This window comes from Flavivirga spongiicola (genome assembly GCF_030540825.1).
GTDB classification, from domain to species: domain Bacteria; phylum Bacteroidota; class Bacteroidia; order Flavobacteriales; family Flavobacteriaceae; genus Flavivirga; species Flavivirga spongiicola.
This window is the reverse complement of sequence record NZ_JAUOEO010000003.1, coordinates 1-19220: the sequence shown is the minus strand read 5'-3', so window position 1 is coordinate 19220 and position 19220 is coordinate 1. Positions and strand designations below refer to the sequence as shown.

Genomic DNA, 19220 nt, shown 5'->3' with positions numbered 1-19220 from the left:
TGATGCTAGTGTGTTAATTAGTTAGATTATTGTTCTTTTAATTAAATAGATAACGAAAACCAAATAGTAATTTTCTATTACTTTTATGATTATTTTTTAATAGATTCATTTATGGTTTAAAATTAATGATTCTTTTTTAATTTCTTTCACATAGATGCGCCTTTTAGGTTGATTCGATGTAACAAGTTTGTTAACCAATTTAAAATGGTATCAACAATAGTTTGTTCTCCAATGATTTGATATCAAACCATGTTCTTTTTATTTTTGTTCCTCGCTACCCCAAGTTTTAAAAACTAGTAGTAAAAAAGTTAGAAAATAAAGCTTTTAACCAAATGAAATGACAAATTTAATTAATAGCTATCCAGTTTACTATGTATTTTATCAATCTCCTTATCTATATAGGCTTGAGCATAATGCACATAACGATTAAAAGAGCTACTTGCATGACTATGCCCACTTATTTTACGCACTAAATGCTCTGGCATTCCTAGTATGAGTAATGTAGTAATCGCAGTTCTTCGCATCATATGTGAACTCATTTTATCACAAAAACGTATCTGTTTTTGTTTACCATTAATAGTGACATTTTTGGCTTTTCCCAAGCGCTCCCTTGTCATATGTATGGGTTGTATATAACCTGCTTTTTCTCCTATTAATTTTAAATTTCTATTAAAAATAAAAAGGCTAATATTTTTAAATATCGGTGTTTTTGATGATTTGGGTTTATAACGTTTGTAAATAGTTGCTGCGTAATTAGGTAGTTTTATAAAGCTATAGGTTTTTGTTTTTTGTGACTTTATTTTTAAGTACCAATCATCATTTTGTTTTTCAAAATTTTTATTGGTGAGTCTATTAATATCAGAAATACGTAAACCAGTAGTACAGCCAAAAACAAACATATCTTTGGTACGTTTTATAGCAGGAGTAAGCGACTGATCAAAATCTTTATCATGTATTAAAAATTTTAGTTGCTCAGGAGAGAGTACTAAAATTTCTACTTCTTCTTTACGAATATAAAATAGCTTTTGAAAGTCACCAGTTGGGATATTTTTATCATCTTTTAAATAATTAAAAAAAGCACGTATAATTTTTATATTGGCGCCTACATAATTATCATGACAGCCTTTTTTGTATAAAAATTCGGTATATTTTTTATAGAACTTTTTCCAGTAGTTCTTTTCTGAAATAAACTCTCGTGTATTTAGTTTATAGACATTGCATATGCGAAAATCAAAATCGGTTTCTACACAGAATTTAGTTAAATTATTATGTACATACCTGTAATTATCTATGGTGTTCTTTGTTATTTTTTCGCCATTTTTTTTAAGACGTTTTCCTGTTTCACTATCACGGATAAATTGTTTAAATAAGGGTAAGAGTATCGTGGTTTTTTTCATAAAGGATGATACTATAACGACGCATTATAGCCTATAAAATTACATGTTTTTAAATGGATTTTATCATAGCATATAGATAGTTGGGAATAGTAAAAATAGGCATATGATTTATACTTTTTACCCCAAAAGGACAATATTATCTATATTTGAAATTGTGTTATTGTCTTGAAAATTTTTTGTATTTGAATATTTCCAATCTATAGCATTAGTTACAAAACCACTTTCTACTGGATTGTTATGTAAAAATCCTATTATTGTAAACCAATAACAAGACTAAGAACAAGTTGTAAATCTATTTTTAGGACGGGACAATTGCTTAAAAAAAGCCCCTAAATTTCTGTAAAAGCTTTCTAACTTATTCTTTTAATTCCGTTTTACTTACTCGATACGGCACTTGTCAAAGACGAAGCGCTAGCGCATATGAGGAATAACAGGGAATAGCAATACTGTTCTTTTTGATAAAGATATTACCAAACACATGGAAGCTATTATTAATATGGAAATTGAAGATAAAAATGCGTTCTTTAAAATTCTTGATGCCTATATTAGAGATACTAAAGCTAAAAAAGCGTACTCTTAAAAAAAGCTACTCTATTTCTAAAGTAGCTTCTTAACTTATTTCCTTACTCTTGACTGGCTAATCTTTACCGCCACTAGTTTTTAAACTAGCGGTAGCGGGGGATAATGTGATGTTACTTCGCAAAAAGAAAAAGCTTTCGCAGTCTGCGCTTGGTAAAATAATTGGTACTTCTGGAGATGTGATTGGAAGATATGAACGTGGGGATATTACACCTTCTATTGATGTGGTTTCTAAAATTGCGGATGCTCTGGAAGTATCTGTCGATTATTTGATTGGTAAAACTAATCTACTTCTTGATAAGGATGCTATTGATAGGCTGGTAAAGATTTCTGAACTTAATGACGAGAACAAGTCCTTTATCTTAAATATGATTGATATGGCGCTACGGGATTTTAAAACTAAAAAAGCGTACGCCTCTTAAGTGCAAAAAGCCTTTACTTCTCTGTAAAAGCTTTCTCTTTTTTTTATTTCTCTTGTCTTGACTGCCAATCTTTGACGCCACAAGTTAAAAACTTGCGGTAGCGCATACTAGGGAACAGCGGGGATACTTAATCATAAACAAAATAAAGGTCTTCTTTGTTATTCAAGCAATCTTTACACATAATTATTAATTCTAATAAAACTTTTCTATAATCATCACCAAGTTTATTTAGATCTATAGCTTCCAATTGTTGAATAAACAATCTAATATCTTCACATTTCCATTCCGATTCTTCATTCCAACCAGTATCTGTATGGTAGTAAAGAGGAACTCCTTCCCACATCCCTTCATTATTTGGTTTTATTTGATTAATTATAAAATCAAAAAAACCTATCCAAATTTTAAATAAAACTAGACTCTTACCTTCATCGTTCCGTCTAGATATTTCCAATAGTGGCTCTCTTTCAAAACCTTTATATAAATCTATAATTTTCATGCTTTTAGTATCATTGATGATGACCATCTTTTAATAATTGTTGTTGAGCACCAGTTGCCGTCCCATTTTGATTAGCCTTCACTGCTTCTTGCCATTTTTTAATTGGCGTCCACTTGTATTTACCAGTAAGAACGTGCTGTGATTTTCGTTGACCTTGAGCATTTCCAGGAGTTGTTCTTGTTATTACCCATGTATCTCCCTGAGAATTTGGTGCGCCAGGAGTTCGTGTATGCCATCTAGCCTCATATTTGAATTTTCCTCTTTTCCAATTAAACTTAACCTGCGTATAGCCCGTTTTTATTTGATTTACAACTGTAGCTCTTTTAGGTATAACTATGGGACTAGTAGTTTTATTAAATGTTTTACCATTAAAAGTATGAGTATTACTATTAGGAACTATACTCTTTTTATTTGGAGTAGATCTTGTTTTAACTCTAGCTCCTGTACCATAATGTTGCTGTTCTGAAGCTACTGTTGATAATGCCTGACCTACTTTTACCGAATTTTCTATAAGATTTCTTCTACTAGTCAAATCTTCTTTTATAGTACTTAGCCCCGCAATTAATTCAGCTTTACTTGTATAATTCAAATTAACTTCTTCTTCATGAAAACCTGCCCCATATGGACCACCATCAAAGAAATAATCTACAGATTCTCCTGAATGAACTATATGCCTTTCAAAAGGGTTTACTGGTGGAGCTTCGGTTAATCCAAAAGTTAGAGTATGTAAAAAACTTTGAAAACTATTTACGTTTACAAAATCATTAACACTAACTAGCTCCAATATTGGTTCTCCTATATCTGTAAATGATATTGTATAATGGTATTCTTCCAATCCTTCTAATTCTCCATAAGCAATAACCTTATTTCCACTAAAACTATAAGGTGTATAATGAGGGTACTCTCTAGTTAAAGGGTCAACCGCAAAAAATCTTCCTACACGTGGATCGTGCATCCTAAAAGTATAATTCAAGCTATTGCCTTCTCCTTTAACTTCATCATCTTTCTCCTGACCTTGGAAGCCATAGCGGTAGCTATCACTGCTCCCATGGCGATTAGGTAGTAGCATTCCAAAAGGATAGTAATCATTATATGTAAGAACGTCCGCAGTAAAGTTAGTAAAATTAAGTGGGTCGTCAACTAATTTTCGATCACTTACCACACTTAGTACATTCCCTAGGTGGTTGCTAAGTTCAAAGCGCTTATCTCCTACTTTACGTGCAAACGTATTTTCTGGTAAGGTAGCGTCAATATTTTGGGCTTCTGCTAGGAAATTAGCTCCTGAAACTGTTGAGAATCCAGGTTTTAATATTACCTGACCTGCTCGCATGGTTACATTGCCTGTATCAGTAATGACATAAGTATTTACACCTCCAGCTACATCTATTTTATTTGCCGCTTGTAAAAACTCCGTTGTCGTAATATTATCGGTTGTTAGTACCAGATTTTCTTGTATTATTAATGTATCTCCATCTTCTGGTATAGATATATTCTTCTGTTCGATACCCAACCTAGAACTTCCATAAATATGATGTTCTTTAAGTGTTATGGTTTTATTGGCTGTAATATTAGTGATATTGACTTCGTTAGTTTCGTAAACTGCCAATACATTACCTTGAGCATCACGTGTGTAAACAGTTGTTTCGTTTTCAGGTAAAACGGTTTTTGCAATTCGATTACCCAAGCCATCATATCTAAAATGTATTTCTGTACCACCTGTTTTGATAATACTCGCTACTTTTCCGTCTACACGCCAATTGATATTGGTAATACCATTTCCTTCATCATCTAAATCTGATATTAGTTGTCCAATAGTGTCATATTCATAATTATGAGGAGTTCCTAAATCATTAAGACCTAAATCCCCAACTTGATCTTCTAAACGGGTTAATTGATTGTTTTTTGTTTCTTCACCTGTTAATGGGTTTGTTTTTGTTTCTGCATAATCATATCCCAATTGATCCATACTTTGGCCTGTATGGGCTTTTCTATTTAAAGTTTTTAGGTTACCATTGTTATCATACTTATAATCACCATAATAATTTTCATTACCAACTGTAGCGGCTGTATGATAACCTTGCATAGATTTAATACGGTTTAACTGATCGTATTCATAATGATTTACCTGGATACCCAAAGCGGTCTCATTGGTATCCATAACATCGGTTACCATTTGCTTGATGTTACCGTTGTACAAGTTTTTAATATTATTTACACCGTTCGTATCACTATTTACAAACGCAGTAATAGTCCCTACTGGTTCATAATCGGCATCATTATAAGTTAAGGCATACCCATAGGCATCTTTTGCGATGTTAGAGTCTGTATCACCATCCTTCCCTAAATCGTTTGTTGGGTTTAACACATCGGCATTCACCCCTTTTAACCAACCTTGGATCGTATAGGCATAATCTTGTCCCTGTACTTTTTTGTCACCCAATTCGGTTCTTGCTAGTGGGCCGTGTGCATAATAGTCGTAACTGGCATCTTGCTCCCAAATATAACCATCGGACGATGTTTGTACGGCCGTAATTCTATTATCGGCATCGTAGGTATACTGGTGTATAAATTGGTCTGGACTATCTTTTTGATAGTACACCTTGTTTACATTACCGCTTATTAAATCGTATTCGTATTCTACACGTTTAAGCCCTGAATATGGCATAGACGATTTAGCTAACAGCCTGTTATGATGCACCAATTCTTTTACATTACCATGTATGTCGTAATTGTAATACATGGCGTTATCAAAATCAATAGATGTGGTTGGAGCTGTTACGGTATCGAAATAATACACTTCGGTCACCCTGTTTCTAGAAGTGGTCGTTAAGCTATTTGCATCTAATGTTTTAAACACAATACTAGGGTCGCTAATGTATATATTGTATTTTGTACGGGTAACTTCATTTTGTTGATCGGATACATTCTTTGGAAACAGAATCACCGAATTATCATCTGAAAAGCCATCTGTAAATATGGGATCTCCAGTTGCTGTCTCTATAAGTTTACCCGTGGTTTGATTAATAGCTATGGCTTTATTTGGTACCAACTCTCCTGCTTCTGCGATACGTCCTAATGCATCATAAACGGTATAGCTAAAAGTATTATTTACTAATTGTTTGGCATTTTGTGAAGCTACAATACGCCCCAAAGCATCATACGCAAATCGTGTTTCTCCGCCATCTGGTGTAAACTGCCATACGAGTTGGTTTAACGAATTATAGGCATATTGCGTTTTATAATCGTGTGGTGGGAGTAACGTCGTGTTTTCATCAGTTTCGTTATTCTTTCTATGAATATTGATTCTATCGTTAAGTGCTGCTCCATTTGTATCCTGAGCGATTAACTCGGCATTTGTAAATCTGTTAACGCCTTCTGGGGGTACGGTTTGCGATAGGTTGCCTGCCTGATCGTAATAGTATAGGGTGTATTGGTATTCTTTATCATGATACTTCATACTAAAATTTTCTACGGCATTTTCTACGGCATTTTTAAGGTAGGCATTTATAAAATCTTCACGTTCTTTATCTAAAAGAGCTTCATAGGCATCGTCTCTGTAACTGTTATAAATAGCTTTTGCAAATTCTACACAAGGTGGGTCTTCTGGGAAGGTGGGTGGTTGATACCCCTTTGTTGTTATTGGTAATGGCGCAGGAAGACTTATACAAGTAGTGCCTGCTGCTGTTAATAAATATAATTGATCGGATGTAAATTGCGCCCAGGTCTTAATATCGTCCGAGGTTCCTGCTGCATCCATAGTCGTAACATGCGCAGCGTAAGCATCTATAATACCTTTCATACCATCGATATTAAGGTCTGGGTCTTCATAGCCATAACCAAACTCGGTCGCACCAAATTCTGCAATGGTTATGTAATGTATGGATTGATCTGCATTGGCGACTCCTAACTTGGTTAGGTAATAGATATAATCATCTGTGATATAAGCGTATTGGTTATTACAGAAGTCTTCTTCTGCCATCCCTTGTTGTTCGGTATCACTCACTCCATTGATAGCTGCTGTAAATGCCGCAAATTTATCGGTACAGCTAACAGGTTCTACGGGTTGAGCAACACATACTTTATCTCCTTCACTACAATTTTCGGGTATGACATTATCTCCATTTGTAGCATAAATTTCAAGCTGGTATAAGTTTTCCGTATTAAGAGGATCTTCATGATCTATTTGAGTAATAAAGCCATACCCATTCCCGTCAGTAATGGGCAGTACATCTTGAATTTTAAAGCTAGCCTTATATGTTAAATCTACTCCTTCTTCATATATAAAAGGTACATCATCATACCAGGACAAATCCGCATTGTTCTCAAATCTCAAACCTGTACCAAAAATAGGGTCGGTAAACCAAATACTATCATCAACGATTTTGATTTTTTTCCCATTTGTTGAAACAGCATTTTTACTGCCCTCATTTAAATGATAAACACGCTCTTCTCCATTAAGGTTATATGAAAAGTTAAAAATATCGAAAGTAGCTCCCCAAGTTCCCTGATAATCCCATGAAAGCCTATTTATTGGAGGGCGTCGATACCCTACCTGTTCGGAATCAATAACATTAAATGTTAAACCGTTATTAGATAGTTTATATGATTTTCCATTCAATATGATTTCGGCGCTATTATAATCTTCCGGATTCTCTGAATAATTACTAAAATTAATATCAACTTCTAAATTAATGAGTTCGTCAATAGATGCACTAAATCCGTTGGGTATAAACTCTAAATCTTTATAAAAATATTTATGGGCTCCACCTGGAGCTGTAATCATTTTACGTAAAACGAATACGGGCTTGAATTTTGGGGTAGTGACTGTTGCTGCTTCTGTAAAATTAGCATTGACGCCATAAGCTAAAAAAGGGCATATATCGAACTCGTTGGTACCGTAAAATTCCAATTGACCCATTCTTGTTTCTTCAACGCCTGTATTTGGGTCTATGTAGCTAAAAAAAGTTCTTTCAACTAAAATGTTATTCTCTGCAATTTCAAACTCAGTCATTTCATACCAATCAAATGGATTACTAACAACAAGTTGAATACTATTTTTTGGATTTGGAGTTCCTAACTCTGGTGAAGAAGAAAACTGTATCTGAATATAATACTTAAATGTAGTATTCAAAATTACTGCATATACTTCATCCTCAGAAAAATCTTGAGTAGCTCCAAATGAAACCCATCTGTCTTTTAAAGGGGCAAACTGATTTTTTAAAGAAACATATGCTGGAAATCCATCTATACGAAATGGCACGGAATCATTTACCTGATTGACTGTTCGATATTCTAAAATTTCATTGAACAAATTCTTCATTACGGCTTCAAATTGTATTTCTTCATCTTCAGTATTTGAAGAAAGACATTCCGTAATATGTGGATCTCCTGGCAAACTCACATTAAACAAAGGACAAATAACAAAACCTGCCCCACAAGGATATGGATCAGTACTTACACAACCATAAGGACCGTCTGAACTTAAGTATAATATAGCCGCTTTTACTTCCCTTTGATTTTCATGATTTCTATATGTTATTTCTATAGAACGCCCCCTTTCTCCTACAAGATCTATGTTTTCTATTATAGCAATATCATCAAGGTTAATACTAGTAGGAGTATTACCTCCCTGAATTTGAATCGTTACAGAACCTTTACCTTCTGGGGTTCTATGATCTCCTATTTCAACAGAAAGAGTTTTAGACACCCCTGCTGTTTCCAAATAGCAACTTGCAACACCTCTTTTAACATTAATATGACTACCATCTAAATCTCTAAACACTTGGGAAGTAACTCTCATTCTTTCTTCAACTCTAATATTATTATCGTTTAAAAAAGAATTTGTATTTAATGAGCTCATAGACACAAGGTTGCTTACACCTCCACCTCCATTAATTAAATCATACTTTTGAAAAGCATCGTTAAAAATTGAAATTAAATGGTCTTCAAAAGTATCTTCTAAATCCGCTCTTAAACTACAGGTTGACGTATTAATAAACTCTTCTCCATAATAATCATTAATATCCCCACAACATAAAAAATTAAGCAATGTTTCTTCTGTAGCCTGTACCGTTCCTATAGTACTCAGTTTTTGATTGGCAGCTGTTAACCAAGTTACTTTTACAGTTTGACCCACTATAGTATTTCCTTCATTATTATAGGTGTAATCAAAACTAACATTAGTAATCGTACCAGTAGTTGGTAACGGCGCATCTAAACTCATTAAGAAATGATCTACCCCATCAATAGCCAATGTATAAGTATTGTTACCTATAGCACTCCATGCTATTATTTGATCACTCTCAAAAAACTCCGGTAAATAGCCATTAACATAAGCATCTAAACCAGTAATATTAATATCAGAACTATTGATCTGGTTAGTATCTATAAGACTATTAAGAAGCTTTACTATGGCTTTATTAAAATAGGATTCTTTATTACAGGTTCCTGTTTCATCATAAGTATTACCGCCTCCAAGGTACTGTCCAGGCTCAACTGGATTATTTACAGTGCTAGAATTTTTAAATTTCCTTATCTTATAGTGTAAATTTTACACTATAAATTCTAAAAGTTTGCTTGTGCTAAAGTCCTAAAATTAATACTTCTTTCCGCACTACTTTTCATATTCAAAGCCGTTCACTTTCTTAAAAACAAATAGCATGGAGGATATGATTTTTTATGATAGGCTGCAATTTGCATTTACTATCACATTCCATTACATATTTCCACAGTTAACTATGGGCTTATCATTAATAATAGTCTATTTCAAGGGGAAATATTTAATAAAAAAAATTGAAAAATATAATGATATAGCAAAATTCTTAATGAAGATATTTGCTATTAATTTCACTATGGGGGTTATTACCGGGATTCCTATGGAATTTCAATTCGGTACTAATTGGGCAAGTTCTCGGAACTTACAGGCAGTATTATTGGTCAAACTTTAGCCATGGAAGGCATGTTTTCCTTCTTCTTAGAGTCTTCTTTTTAGCCTTTTTATTTTCGGAGAGAACTAATGGGTCAAAAATTACACTTTTTGACGGTTTTTTAGTTTTTCTGGGCTCTTGGGGAAGTGGTTGGTTTATATTAGCGAACTAATGCCTGGATGCAACATCCTGTAGGCTATGAATATTGGATAACGGCAAATTTTGTTTTAGAAAATTTTTCTTCTCTTTTCAGCAATCCCTGGCTACTTCCTGCTTTTTTACATAATCAGTTTGCTTCTGTTGTCCACCTCTTCTTTTGTTGTGGCTAGTATAGGAGCTTTTTATATACTAAGAAACAAAAATTTAGAATACGGTAAACTACTTTTAAAAACAGGTGTTGTATTTGGATTGGTATCAAGTATTCTTTTAGCTTTTCCCACAGGAGATTGGAATGCTAAAATGTGGCAAAATATCAACCCGCATCATTTGCTGCCATGGAAGGTATTTTTGAAACCGAGGAAGCGGGAGCCGAAATTGTTCTAATCGGTCAACCCAATATGGTTGAGAAAAAATTAGATAATAAGATTGCCGTACCAAACATATTAAGTTTTTTAACCTACCAAAAATGGGACAAGCAAATTCCCGGAATGGACCAATTTAAACAAGAAGAACTACCCGACAATATCCCGGCACTTTATTATTCGTATCATATTATGGTAGGCTTAGGTACTATTTTTATTGGTATCATGGGGTCGGCAGTATTCTTTTTATGGCGGAGAAAACTATTCAATATGAAGCCTTTACTTTGGTTTATCATGTTTTTGGTACCATTTCCGTATATCGCCAATATAACAGGCTGGTATGTTGCCGAGTTAGGCAGACAGCCCTATTTAGTTTATGGCTTGCTAAAAACGAGTGAAGGCATCTCCCCCACAGTTTCTTCAGGAAACACTTTATTTACACTATTAGGCTTTGTAGCCATATATCTACTACTCGGCTTATTATTTTTAATATTGGTAGGTAAAACGATTCATCAGGGTCCTAAACCTCAAACACATTAAATTATGGAAATATTTTGGTTTATCATCATAGCAGTTGTATTGGTTGTATTTTTTGTATTAGATGGTTATGATTTTGGAGCAGGAATCATTCATTTATTTTATGCCAAAACAGAAAAAGATAAAGAAGTTATTACTAAATCTGCCGGATTATTCTGGGATTCTAATGAAGTTTGGTTGGTTGCTGCCGGAGGTATGCTTTTTATGGCTTTTCCAACATTCTACGCTTCTGTTTTTAGTGGTTTCTATCTGCCGTTAATGATTGTTTTATGGTTAATTATATTCAGAGCCATTGGATTAGAGTTTAGAGGTCAGTTTGATTATCAAATGTGGAAAGATATTTGGGATAAAGCTTTTGGCGTTTCAAGTTTCCTATTAGCATTGTTTTTTGGTATTGCTTTGGGTAACATAGTAAGAGGTGTTAATTTAGGAGGTGTCGAGAACGGAGTATCTACATATGAAGGGCATTACTTTTTCCTACCTTTATGGAGTTCTAACTTTAGTCCTTTGAACGAATCTCCCGGTGTGATAGATTGGTTTACAATCATTATTGGTTTAATTACACTGGTTACTTTAGCTATCCACGGTGCCAATTGGATTATTTTAAAAACAAACGCATCTATAAATAACCAGCTTAAAACAGTCATCTTTAGATTAAATATAGCCCTATCTGTATTAACGGTCTTTTCTTTAATCGTCTGGCAAATAATCAATCCAAATTCTTTAGACAATTTTATTGAAACTCCTTTTCTAATCGTATTTCCTATCATTTATATCTCTGGATTAATTGGATTATTTTTTATTAAAAAGTTAAAAAAAGACATCTATGGTTTTGTTTTCTCTACATTGCTAATACTTGGAGGTATCGCTTCGTCTTTGGCCTCCATATTTCCAGCCATGTTACCTTCTAATAACGCGTTAAATGAATCATTAACTATTTACAATACCGCTGCACCAGAGTATGGATTATCCGTGGCTCTTAATTGGGGTATTATTGGTTTTATTCTTCTATTTGTATATATGATTATTCAGAAAAGGCTCATGGGAGGAAAAATTGATAACATGGATTATGGTCATTAATACCAATTTAAGTGTAATACATACGTCTATGACAGATACTTTAATTTCTCTAATAAGCATTTTGGTTGGAATTATCGGAGCAAATATTACAGGGTATATTTTTAAGATATATTCATTAGGAATTATTGGTAATACCATCGCCGGTGTTTTTGGCAGTATTTTTTTACTTAAATCTTTAGGTAGTCTAGGCTTTGATCCCAAATCAATCATTCAATTTGGAGATGTTCATATTGGTTTGTTTGCTCTAAATCTTTTCGTGTCTTTTATTGGTGGTGCTATTGCTGTGGTTTTAATCCGGAAAATAAAAACCAAGATGAATCATTAAGTTTTAATAAAAAAACAATCCCTTTGGATTACAATCGTTATAATTAGAAAAAATGGAACCACTAAGATGTTGTATTTCAGATAAAATTAATATTGATAATGATTCTTTAGATTCCATAATTTCTTATTTTGAAATTATAAAAATAAAGAAGGGGGCATTTTTTTCAGAATCGGGAAAAATTTGCAGGAAAATGGCATTTATCGAATCGGGATACTTAAGAATGTATGATATCGCCGAAGGAAAAGAAATTACCTTTTGGATTGGTAGTAATGGAAAGTTTATAACGTCACTTTCCAGTTTTATTTTCGAATCAGAAAATTATTGGAATATACAAGCATTAACTGATTGTACACTTTACGTTATTAGTAGGGAAAATCATTTTAAACTTTGCAAGGAACAGCCTAAATGGTTAGAGTTTGACAACGTATTACTTGCACATTCTTTTGCTTTATTGGAGCGCAGTATGTTTGCCCAATTACATACAACAGCACAGCAAAGATTTGAAACTTTACTCAAAGAAGAACCGGCGCTTTTTAATCATGTTCCGCTTCAACATATTGCCTCTATGCTCGGAATCACACCAGAATCATTAAGCAGATTAAGAAATAAATTAGCTCAGTCAAATTCTTGACATTTGTCAAGAGAGAATAATGTAAGTCGTAAGACATTTGTAGAAACACAAAATACAACACATTATGAGCTTTTTACAAATTACATTGCTATGTAACGCTATTTTTTCATTCGCAACAGGCATTTCTCTTATTTTATTCTTTAATACCATTGCTACCTGGTTTGGTAAGCAAACCCCAACCGTTTTTTGGATCATCGGATTAGGTCTTCTCTATTTTTCGTATTCTATAGGCATTGAAATAAGAAATCCAAAACCTCATGCCGTATTTTATATTATTGTTCAGGATTTCATATGGGTATTAGCTAGTTTGGCCATTGTAATTATAAAACCATTCAATATTTCAGTTATTGGTTATCAGATAATAACCATTGTCATGTTTCTTGTTCTCTTTTTTGGTATTGGGCAAACTATTGGGCTTGCTCAGGTTGACACTTTAAATAACAAAGGTCTAAAGCACTTAACATATGAAAGAATAATAAATGCCACAAAAGAAAATACCTGGAAGGTTATTTCAGATGTTTCAAACTATCATAAGGTTGCTCCTAATATTGATAGTGTAACGATTATATCTGGTGAAGACAAAGGCATGATTAGAAGTTGTTCACATAAAACGAATAGCTGGACAGAAGTAGCCATTCTATGGGAAGCAGGTGAACAATATACATTTCAGGTTAATACGGATGCTGAAGATTATCCTTATCCTTTAAAATCTCTAAAAGGTACATGGAAAGTTCAAGCCGTATCTGAACATGAAACCAAAATTATTATGCAATTTGATTTCATATATAAACAGAAAATTTACAATGTTTTAATCCATCCTTTTATGAAAAAAAAGTTTAATAAAATCTGTGATGAATTACTTGACAATTGGGAAAACATCTTAGAGGTTAAATAATACGTTTCTGGGATAGAGCACCTAAAGACATGGCTTAGAATGGTATCAAAATTTTATTTGTTCTTTGCTTTAAATAACTTATTAAAAAAGTTCTTTTTAGAAGACGGCTTGCCCTTACTCTTATTTATAGAATCCATTTTCTTTTGCTCTAGTCTCTTTAATTTGGCTTGCCTTCTTTTAATAGAGTCGCTTCGTTTTTTGTTTAACCTTTTTAATTTTAATTTCACTCTATTTATAGAGTCATTCTTTCTTTTTGTTAGTCTGTCTACTTTAATTTGAATTTTTTCCAGAGAATCTCGTTTTCTAAGTATGCGTTCTACAAGGTTTTTAGGTCTTTCTTTAAATTCAAAATTGTTTTTATGATAAGTGGTGTCTTTTTTTGTAAAATCAATCCAATAACCTGCTTTTAGGTTATTTTTATAATCACCTTTAACCATTAAATTCCCAAGCGAATCATAAGCTTTAAAGCGGCCATTTTTATATCCGTTTACCCAAGCTCCATGAGTCTTTAATTTTCCATTTGTATGCCATGTTTTCCAGTCTCCAATCTTTAAACCAAAACTAAAAGTACCTTGTTCTGCCAACTGTTTAGATTTATAGTATTTAGAATACTCCTTATGCAACACAAGTCCACCTGAAGTTGACATCGATTGATGTATTTGGCCAGATTTAAACCAATAGTATGTTTTATTTTTATTAAAATTGGTTTGTTTTTCCAATGCTACATAGCATTCTATATCAAAACCGTTATCTCTAATTACTTTTCTCTGCACATCGGCAGAAAAAGCAAAACACAACGTAGAACATATTATAATGCCTATTATTCTTTTCATCAGTTATAAATACTTAAATAGCTAAAGTATAAGTAACTTAAAAAATACAGCTAGGGTTTTGCCTTATTAAAGTGATGGTTTTTTATTATTATCCTGTACCATCAGTTAATGGTTAACCAGAGAAAAATTAAAACCATTAAAGTTTATTTTTCATTATTTTAATTAATACATTTATGCTGTAGTTTTCTGCGTTTTCCATTAAAAAATAATCAGAAATCGCTTAAAAATGCTCGTTTTTTAATAATTAAAAAACGGATACGTTCTTATAAATACTAATGTTTTCGAGTTTTTGATTACTATCCTTTTGGTATGATACTGCCCAACCGCAACCACCAGGGCGATGGCGACTACAGGTATGGCTTCCAGGGACAGGAGATGGACAATGAGGTTAAAGGCTCTCCGGGAAGTTCTTTGAACTATAAGTTTAGGATGCACGACCCAAGGGTTGGACGGTTTTTATCTTTAGACCCGTTAGCGTTTCATTTCCCACATAATTCGCCTTATGTTTTTAGTGAGAATAGAGTAATAGATGCTACAGAGTTAGAAGGTAGGGAAATTTGGAAGAAGAAATGGTGGACAGATTACGGAACGGCTCTTCTGGATAATGTTGAAAGTACGGTCGATTTCGCTAGTGATATTATCACTACGTATGCAAAAGCTAGTCCAATAGACCAAGTAACGGGAGGGTATCTTTTAGACACAAAAACAGTAAAAGCCATAAAAGATAACCCGGGAGGTTCTCTTAAAGCCATGGCTATTGGTTTGACAGAGGTTTCTCAGAGTTTACAACCTGCTGGACAAATAAAGGATTTCCTTGATGAAGACGGTGGAAGAAAACAGGGTAATGCTACTTTCGCAGCACTTGATTACGCAATAGGAGCTAAAGGAACGGGCTTACTTAAGAGTATTAAAAGGATTACCCCGCCTAAGCTTCCTTTGGCTGATTTGGCTCCTCCAATTTCTGTTGTTGATGATGTTGCAAGACAAACTGCAACACAGACAGTTACGCAAACAGCTACTAAAACAATGACAAAAGCAGAACTTCTTGTTAGAGGATCTATTCAAAACGCTTTACAAAAAGCAAAAGGTATTTATAGATTTACTATGACAGATGGTTCAGTATATATAGGACAAGCTGCAGGGGTTAACGGATTTGCACAAAGAACGAAAAGGTCTTTAGTTGAATTAGTCGAAGGAACATCAAAAAGAGGACCAAAAGCACCAGGAAGAACATTAGATAAAGTAGAGTTTTTTGAATTCGATTCCAGTATAGATTTTAGTATAAACGCAATGGAAAGAAGGTTTATACAAGAAGCTGATGGTATTGAAAATCTTTTAAATATAATAAATGCACCAGGAACAAATTAAAATATATAAAGAGTATGACCAAAGGTGAAATTCAGATAAGGGATAACACAAAATTTCGTAAGTCATTAACGAAATTAAATAATGAATTATTTATAGCTAATACTGTTTTTGTAAATTCCAATTTCATTGAAGAAAATGTAAATGAATTATTAAGCGATACTGATTTTAATACAATAACTTTTACCGATGAGTATGAGTTAAATAATATAGATTTTTTGAATAACTATGATTTAAAGTCTATAAAAGCTGTAAATATTTTAAGTAAACATGTTAAAGATATAAAAGGGTTATATAGTTTAAAGCATCTTGAAAAAATAAGTTCAACAAATAAGAAAATTGATTATAGCAATTTTACTAACTTAAGAAGTTTAGCGGGAGAAATTAATAACTTTTCATATAAGACATTAACAAATATTGATACTTTAGAGGTAATAGCTATTACAAATAAATTTAAAGAAAAAGATGTTTCTATTTTTTCAAAGAATATACACTTAAGATATTTAATGCTTAGAGGTGCTAAAATTGAGTCATTAATAGGTTTGTCTAATTTTGTGAACTTAGAAAGCTTAAATTTATTTCACAATAGGAATATTTTAAGTTTAGAAGGAATTACTAAAAAACTAATAAATTTAAGGGAAATATATATTGATTCTTGCCCAAAATTATATTATGTCAACGATTTTTTGTTAAATGTTCCACATATTGAATATTTACAATTAGGGGTCAAGAAAATTGATTCTTTTAAATTTATTGATTCTTTAAAAGGGTTAAAGCTTTTAAGTATTCATAATAAAATAGTTCAAGTAGAAGATGGAAATAAAACATCTTTAATAAAAGGCTTAAATCGAACAGGAGGTAAAATATGGTAGCCCCCGCTGTTCCCTAGTATGCGCTACCGCAAGTTTTTAACTTGTGGCGTCAAAGATTGGCAGCAAGAGTAATAAAATAAAAAGAAAAAGCTTTTACAGAGATGCAGAGGCTTTTTACATTTAAGAGGCGTAAGATTTTTTAGTTTTAAAATCACGTAGAGCCATATCAATCATATTAAGGATAAAGCTTTTGTTCTCGTCATTGAGTTCAGAAATCTTAACCAATCTATCAACAGCATCTTTATCAAGGAGTAAATTGGTTTTGCCAATAAGGTAATCTACAGAAACCCCCGCTACCGCTAGTTTAAAAACTAGTGGCGGTAAAGATTAGCCAGTCAAGAGTAAGAAAATAAATTAAGAAGCTACTTTAGAAATAGAGTAGCTTCTTAATTTATAATTTTACTTATAATTATATTTTTTATTTAACAATAGTTAAATTTTGCTGTTAAGGTTGATACAAGCTCCAGCTACCGCTAGCTTGTAGCTAGTGGCTGTAAATATATTGGTAAGAGTAAGTAAAAAGAATAAACTTAATATTACATATCATAAGTTAAAAAGTCCCCCGCTACCGCTAGTTTAAAAACTAGTGGCGGTAAAGATTAGCCAGTCAAGAGTAAGGAAATAAGTTAAGAAGCTACTTTAGAAATAGAGTAGCTTCTTAATTTGTAATTTACTTATAATTATATTTTTTATTTAACAATAGTTAAATTTTGTTGTTAAGGTTGATACAAGTTCCAGCTACCGCTAGCTTGTAGCTAGTGGCTGTAAATATATTGGTAAGAGGAAGTAAAAAGAATATATACCATAAGTTAAAAACTCATTTTTTATTTCTTATAGATTCTATTTCTTGTGTCATTTTTTCAACTATTTCAGGATATTGACTGGCCAAATTATGTTGCTGGCTTTTATCTTCTTTTAGATTGTATAGCTGCATTAGTGTATCACGTCCAGTTTCAATATCTACCCATTTATATACAGCGCTACCTTTATGAGGAGGAATAAGTACATAATCTCCTTTGCGATACGAGGTTATGTTACTTTGACCTAAAACCAAACTTTCTCTACCAACATTCGATTTTCCAATTAAGGCATCTAAAATGTTTTCACTATCTGGCGTCGTATTTACTTGTTTTGTTAATGCAGAAAAAGAAGCTATTAAATCAATTTGGCATACCAGTGCATCAGAAGTACCAGGTGTTATTTTAGCAGGCCATCTTACCATAAATGGTACATGAGTACCAGCATCAAACAAACTATATTTTCCACCCCTAAGACCTCCTTTTGGTGTGTGATTTCCTATTTTAGTGACTGCTTCATCGTGATAGCCATCATCCAATACAGGACCATTATCACTTGAAAATATGACTATGGTATTTTCGGCCAAACCTAGTTTATCTAATTCATCTAAAAATTGGCCTACAGCCCAATCCGCTTCTAAAATAACATCTCCGCGGGCTCCCAAACCAGATTTTCCAGAAAAACGCGGATGTGGAACTCTTGGTACATGAGGTTGATGTAAACTATAAAATAAAAAGAAAGGTTCATCCTTATGTGTATTCACAAACTTTATAGATTCTTTTAAGAAATCATCACTCATATTTTCATCAATAAATAATGCTGATTTTCCACCACGTTGGTATCCAATTCTTGATATGCCATTGTGAATACTTTGATTGTGCCCATGGCTAGGATGTATTTTAAGAAGTTCCGGATGTTCTTTCCCAGTTGGTTCTCCATCAAAATTAGAACGATAATTTACTTCTATGGGATCATTAAGATCTAAACCTACAATATTATGATTCTTTACATATACAGAGGGAACCCTATCATTGGTAGATGCCATGACATACGAATAGTCAAACCCTATTTCCAGAGGCCCAGGAGTAATTTTTTTATTCCAATCCATATCTTCGCCTCCAAGCCCCAAATGCCATTTTCCAATAACTCCAGTAAAGTATCCTGCGTTATGTAGCATAGACGGTAAAGTTTGTTTTCCTAATTCGAAAAGTAACGGCGCATTACCTGCTAAAACTTTAGCTCGAGTACTTCTAAAAGGATACGTTCCAGAAAGCATAGCATATCTACTTGGTGTACAAGTTGGAGAGCTTGCATAACCATTTGTAAAACGAAGCCCTTCGTTGGCAATACGATCAAAATTGGGTGTGATTAGTTCTGTAGCACCATAACTACTTACATCTCCATAGCCCAGATCATCAGCATAAATAACTATAATATTTGGCTTTTTATCTTCAATGTTTATGTCTTCATTTTTTTGCTCCTTAGACTTGCAAGAGCTTACTATGATTAGGCAAAAAAACAAGATAATTTTGATGTATTTCAT

General features: G+C 33.1%; 11 protein-coding genes and 3 pseudogenes. 9 read left to right on the top strand and 5 right to left on the bottom strand.

The features are described 5' to 3' along the window. Window positions 1-350 precede the first annotated feature (350 nt). Window positions 351-1397, bottom strand: coding sequence for a tyrosine-type recombinase/integrase (locus tag Q4Q47_RS23590; protein ID WP_303308751.1), 1047 nt, complete (start codon window positions 1395-1397; stop codon window positions 351-353). 689 nt (window positions 1398-2086) lie between these two features. On the opposite strand from Q4Q47_RS23590, the gene Q4Q47_RS23585 reads away from it, so the two are divergent. Continuing rightward, window positions 2087-2398 carry a helix-turn-helix domain-containing protein gene (locus Q4Q47_RS23585; protein WP_303308752.1) on the top strand — a complete coding sequence of 104 codons (312 nt, stop codon included), beginning with the start codon at window positions 2087-2089 and terminating at the stop codon, window positions 2396-2398. 127 nt (window positions 2399-2525) lie between these two features. Here the strand turns inward: Q4Q47_RS23585 and Q4Q47_RS23580 are convergent, their stop codons facing one another. Beyond that, complete coding sequence (locus Q4Q47_RS23580; protein ID WP_303308753.1) at window positions 2526-2894, bottom strand: hypothetical protein; 369 nt, start codon at window positions 2892-2894, stop codon at window positions 2526-2528. A gap of 10 nt (window positions 2895-2904) precedes the next feature. Beyond that, window positions 2905-9147, bottom strand: coding sequence for an RHS repeat protein (locus Q4Q47_RS23575; protein ID WP_303309188.1), 6243 nt, complete (start codon window positions 9145-9147; stop codon window positions 2905-2907). A gap of 406 nt (window positions 9148-9553) precedes the next feature. On the opposite strand from Q4Q47_RS23575, the pseudogene Q4Q47_RS23905 reads away from it, so the two are divergent. From Q4Q47_RS23905 to Q4Q47_RS23550, 6 genes and pseudogenes are all read left to right on the top strand, one after another. After that, window positions 9554-10149, top strand: a pseudogene (locus tag Q4Q47_RS23905) (cytochrome ubiquinol oxidase subunit I). Beyond that, window positions 10142-10881: pseudogene (locus Q4Q47_RS23570) on the top strand (cytochrome ubiquinol oxidase subunit I). The pseudogenes Q4Q47_RS23905 and Q4Q47_RS23570 overlap by 8 nt, the downstream one beginning before the upstream one ends. Before the next feature lie 3 nt (window positions 10882-10884). Then, window positions 10885-11958 (top strand): cytochrome d ubiquinol oxidase subunit II, encoded by a 1074-nt coding sequence (gene cydB, locus Q4Q47_RS23565; protein WP_303308758.1) that lies wholly within the window; start codon window positions 10885-10887, stop codon window positions 11956-11958. 28 nt (window positions 11959-11986) lie between these two features. Further along, the gene (locus Q4Q47_RS23560; protein ID WP_303308757.1) at window positions 11987-12283 is read left to right on the top strand and encodes a hypothetical protein; all 297 of its coding nucleotides are present in this window, start codon (window positions 11987-11989) and stop codon (window positions 12281-12283) included. A gap of 52 nt (window positions 12284-12335) precedes the next feature. Next, a complete protein-coding gene (locus Q4Q47_RS23555; RefSeq protein ID WP_303308756.1) occupies window positions 12336-12914 on the top strand; it encodes a Crp/Fnr family transcriptional regulator in 579 nt (192 codons plus the stop codon). A 64-nt stretch (window positions 12915-12978) separates the two neighbouring features. Next, on the top strand, window positions 12979-13809 hold the full coding sequence (locus tag Q4Q47_RS23550) for a type II toxin-antitoxin system RatA family toxin (protein ID WP_303308755.1): 831 nt from the start codon (window positions 12979-12981) through the stop codon (window positions 13807-13809). Window positions 13810-13862: 53 nt separating this feature from the next. Here Q4Q47_RS23550 and Q4Q47_RS23545 read toward each other — a convergent pair whose 3' ends face one another. Further along, on the bottom strand, window positions 13863-14642 hold the full coding sequence (locus Q4Q47_RS23545; protein ID WP_303308754.1) for a toxin-antitoxin system YwqK family antitoxin: 780 nt from the start codon (window positions 14640-14642) through the stop codon (window positions 13863-13865). Between the two features lie 306 nt (window positions 14643-14948). Here Q4Q47_RS23545 and Q4Q47_RS23540 point away from each other — a divergent pair. Both Q4Q47_RS23540 and Q4Q47_RS23535 read left to right on the top strand, forming a co-directional pair. Next, a pseudogene (locus Q4Q47_RS23540) lies at window positions 14949-16010 on the top strand (hypothetical protein); the annotation flags it as partial. A 14-nt stretch (window positions 16011-16024) separates the two neighbouring features. Further along, complete coding sequence (locus Q4Q47_RS23535; protein WP_303308749.1) at window positions 16025-16879, top strand: hypothetical protein; 855 nt, start codon at window positions 16025-16027, stop codon at window positions 16877-16879. Between the two features lie 817 nt (window positions 16880-17696). On the opposite strand, the gene Q4Q47_RS23530 is transcribed toward Q4Q47_RS23535, so the two are convergent. Then, window positions 17697-19220 carry a sulfatase family protein gene (locus Q4Q47_RS23530; RefSeq protein WP_303308750.1) on the bottom strand — a complete coding sequence of 508 codons (1524 nt, stop codon included), beginning with the start codon at window positions 19218-19220 and terminating at the stop codon, window positions 17697-17699.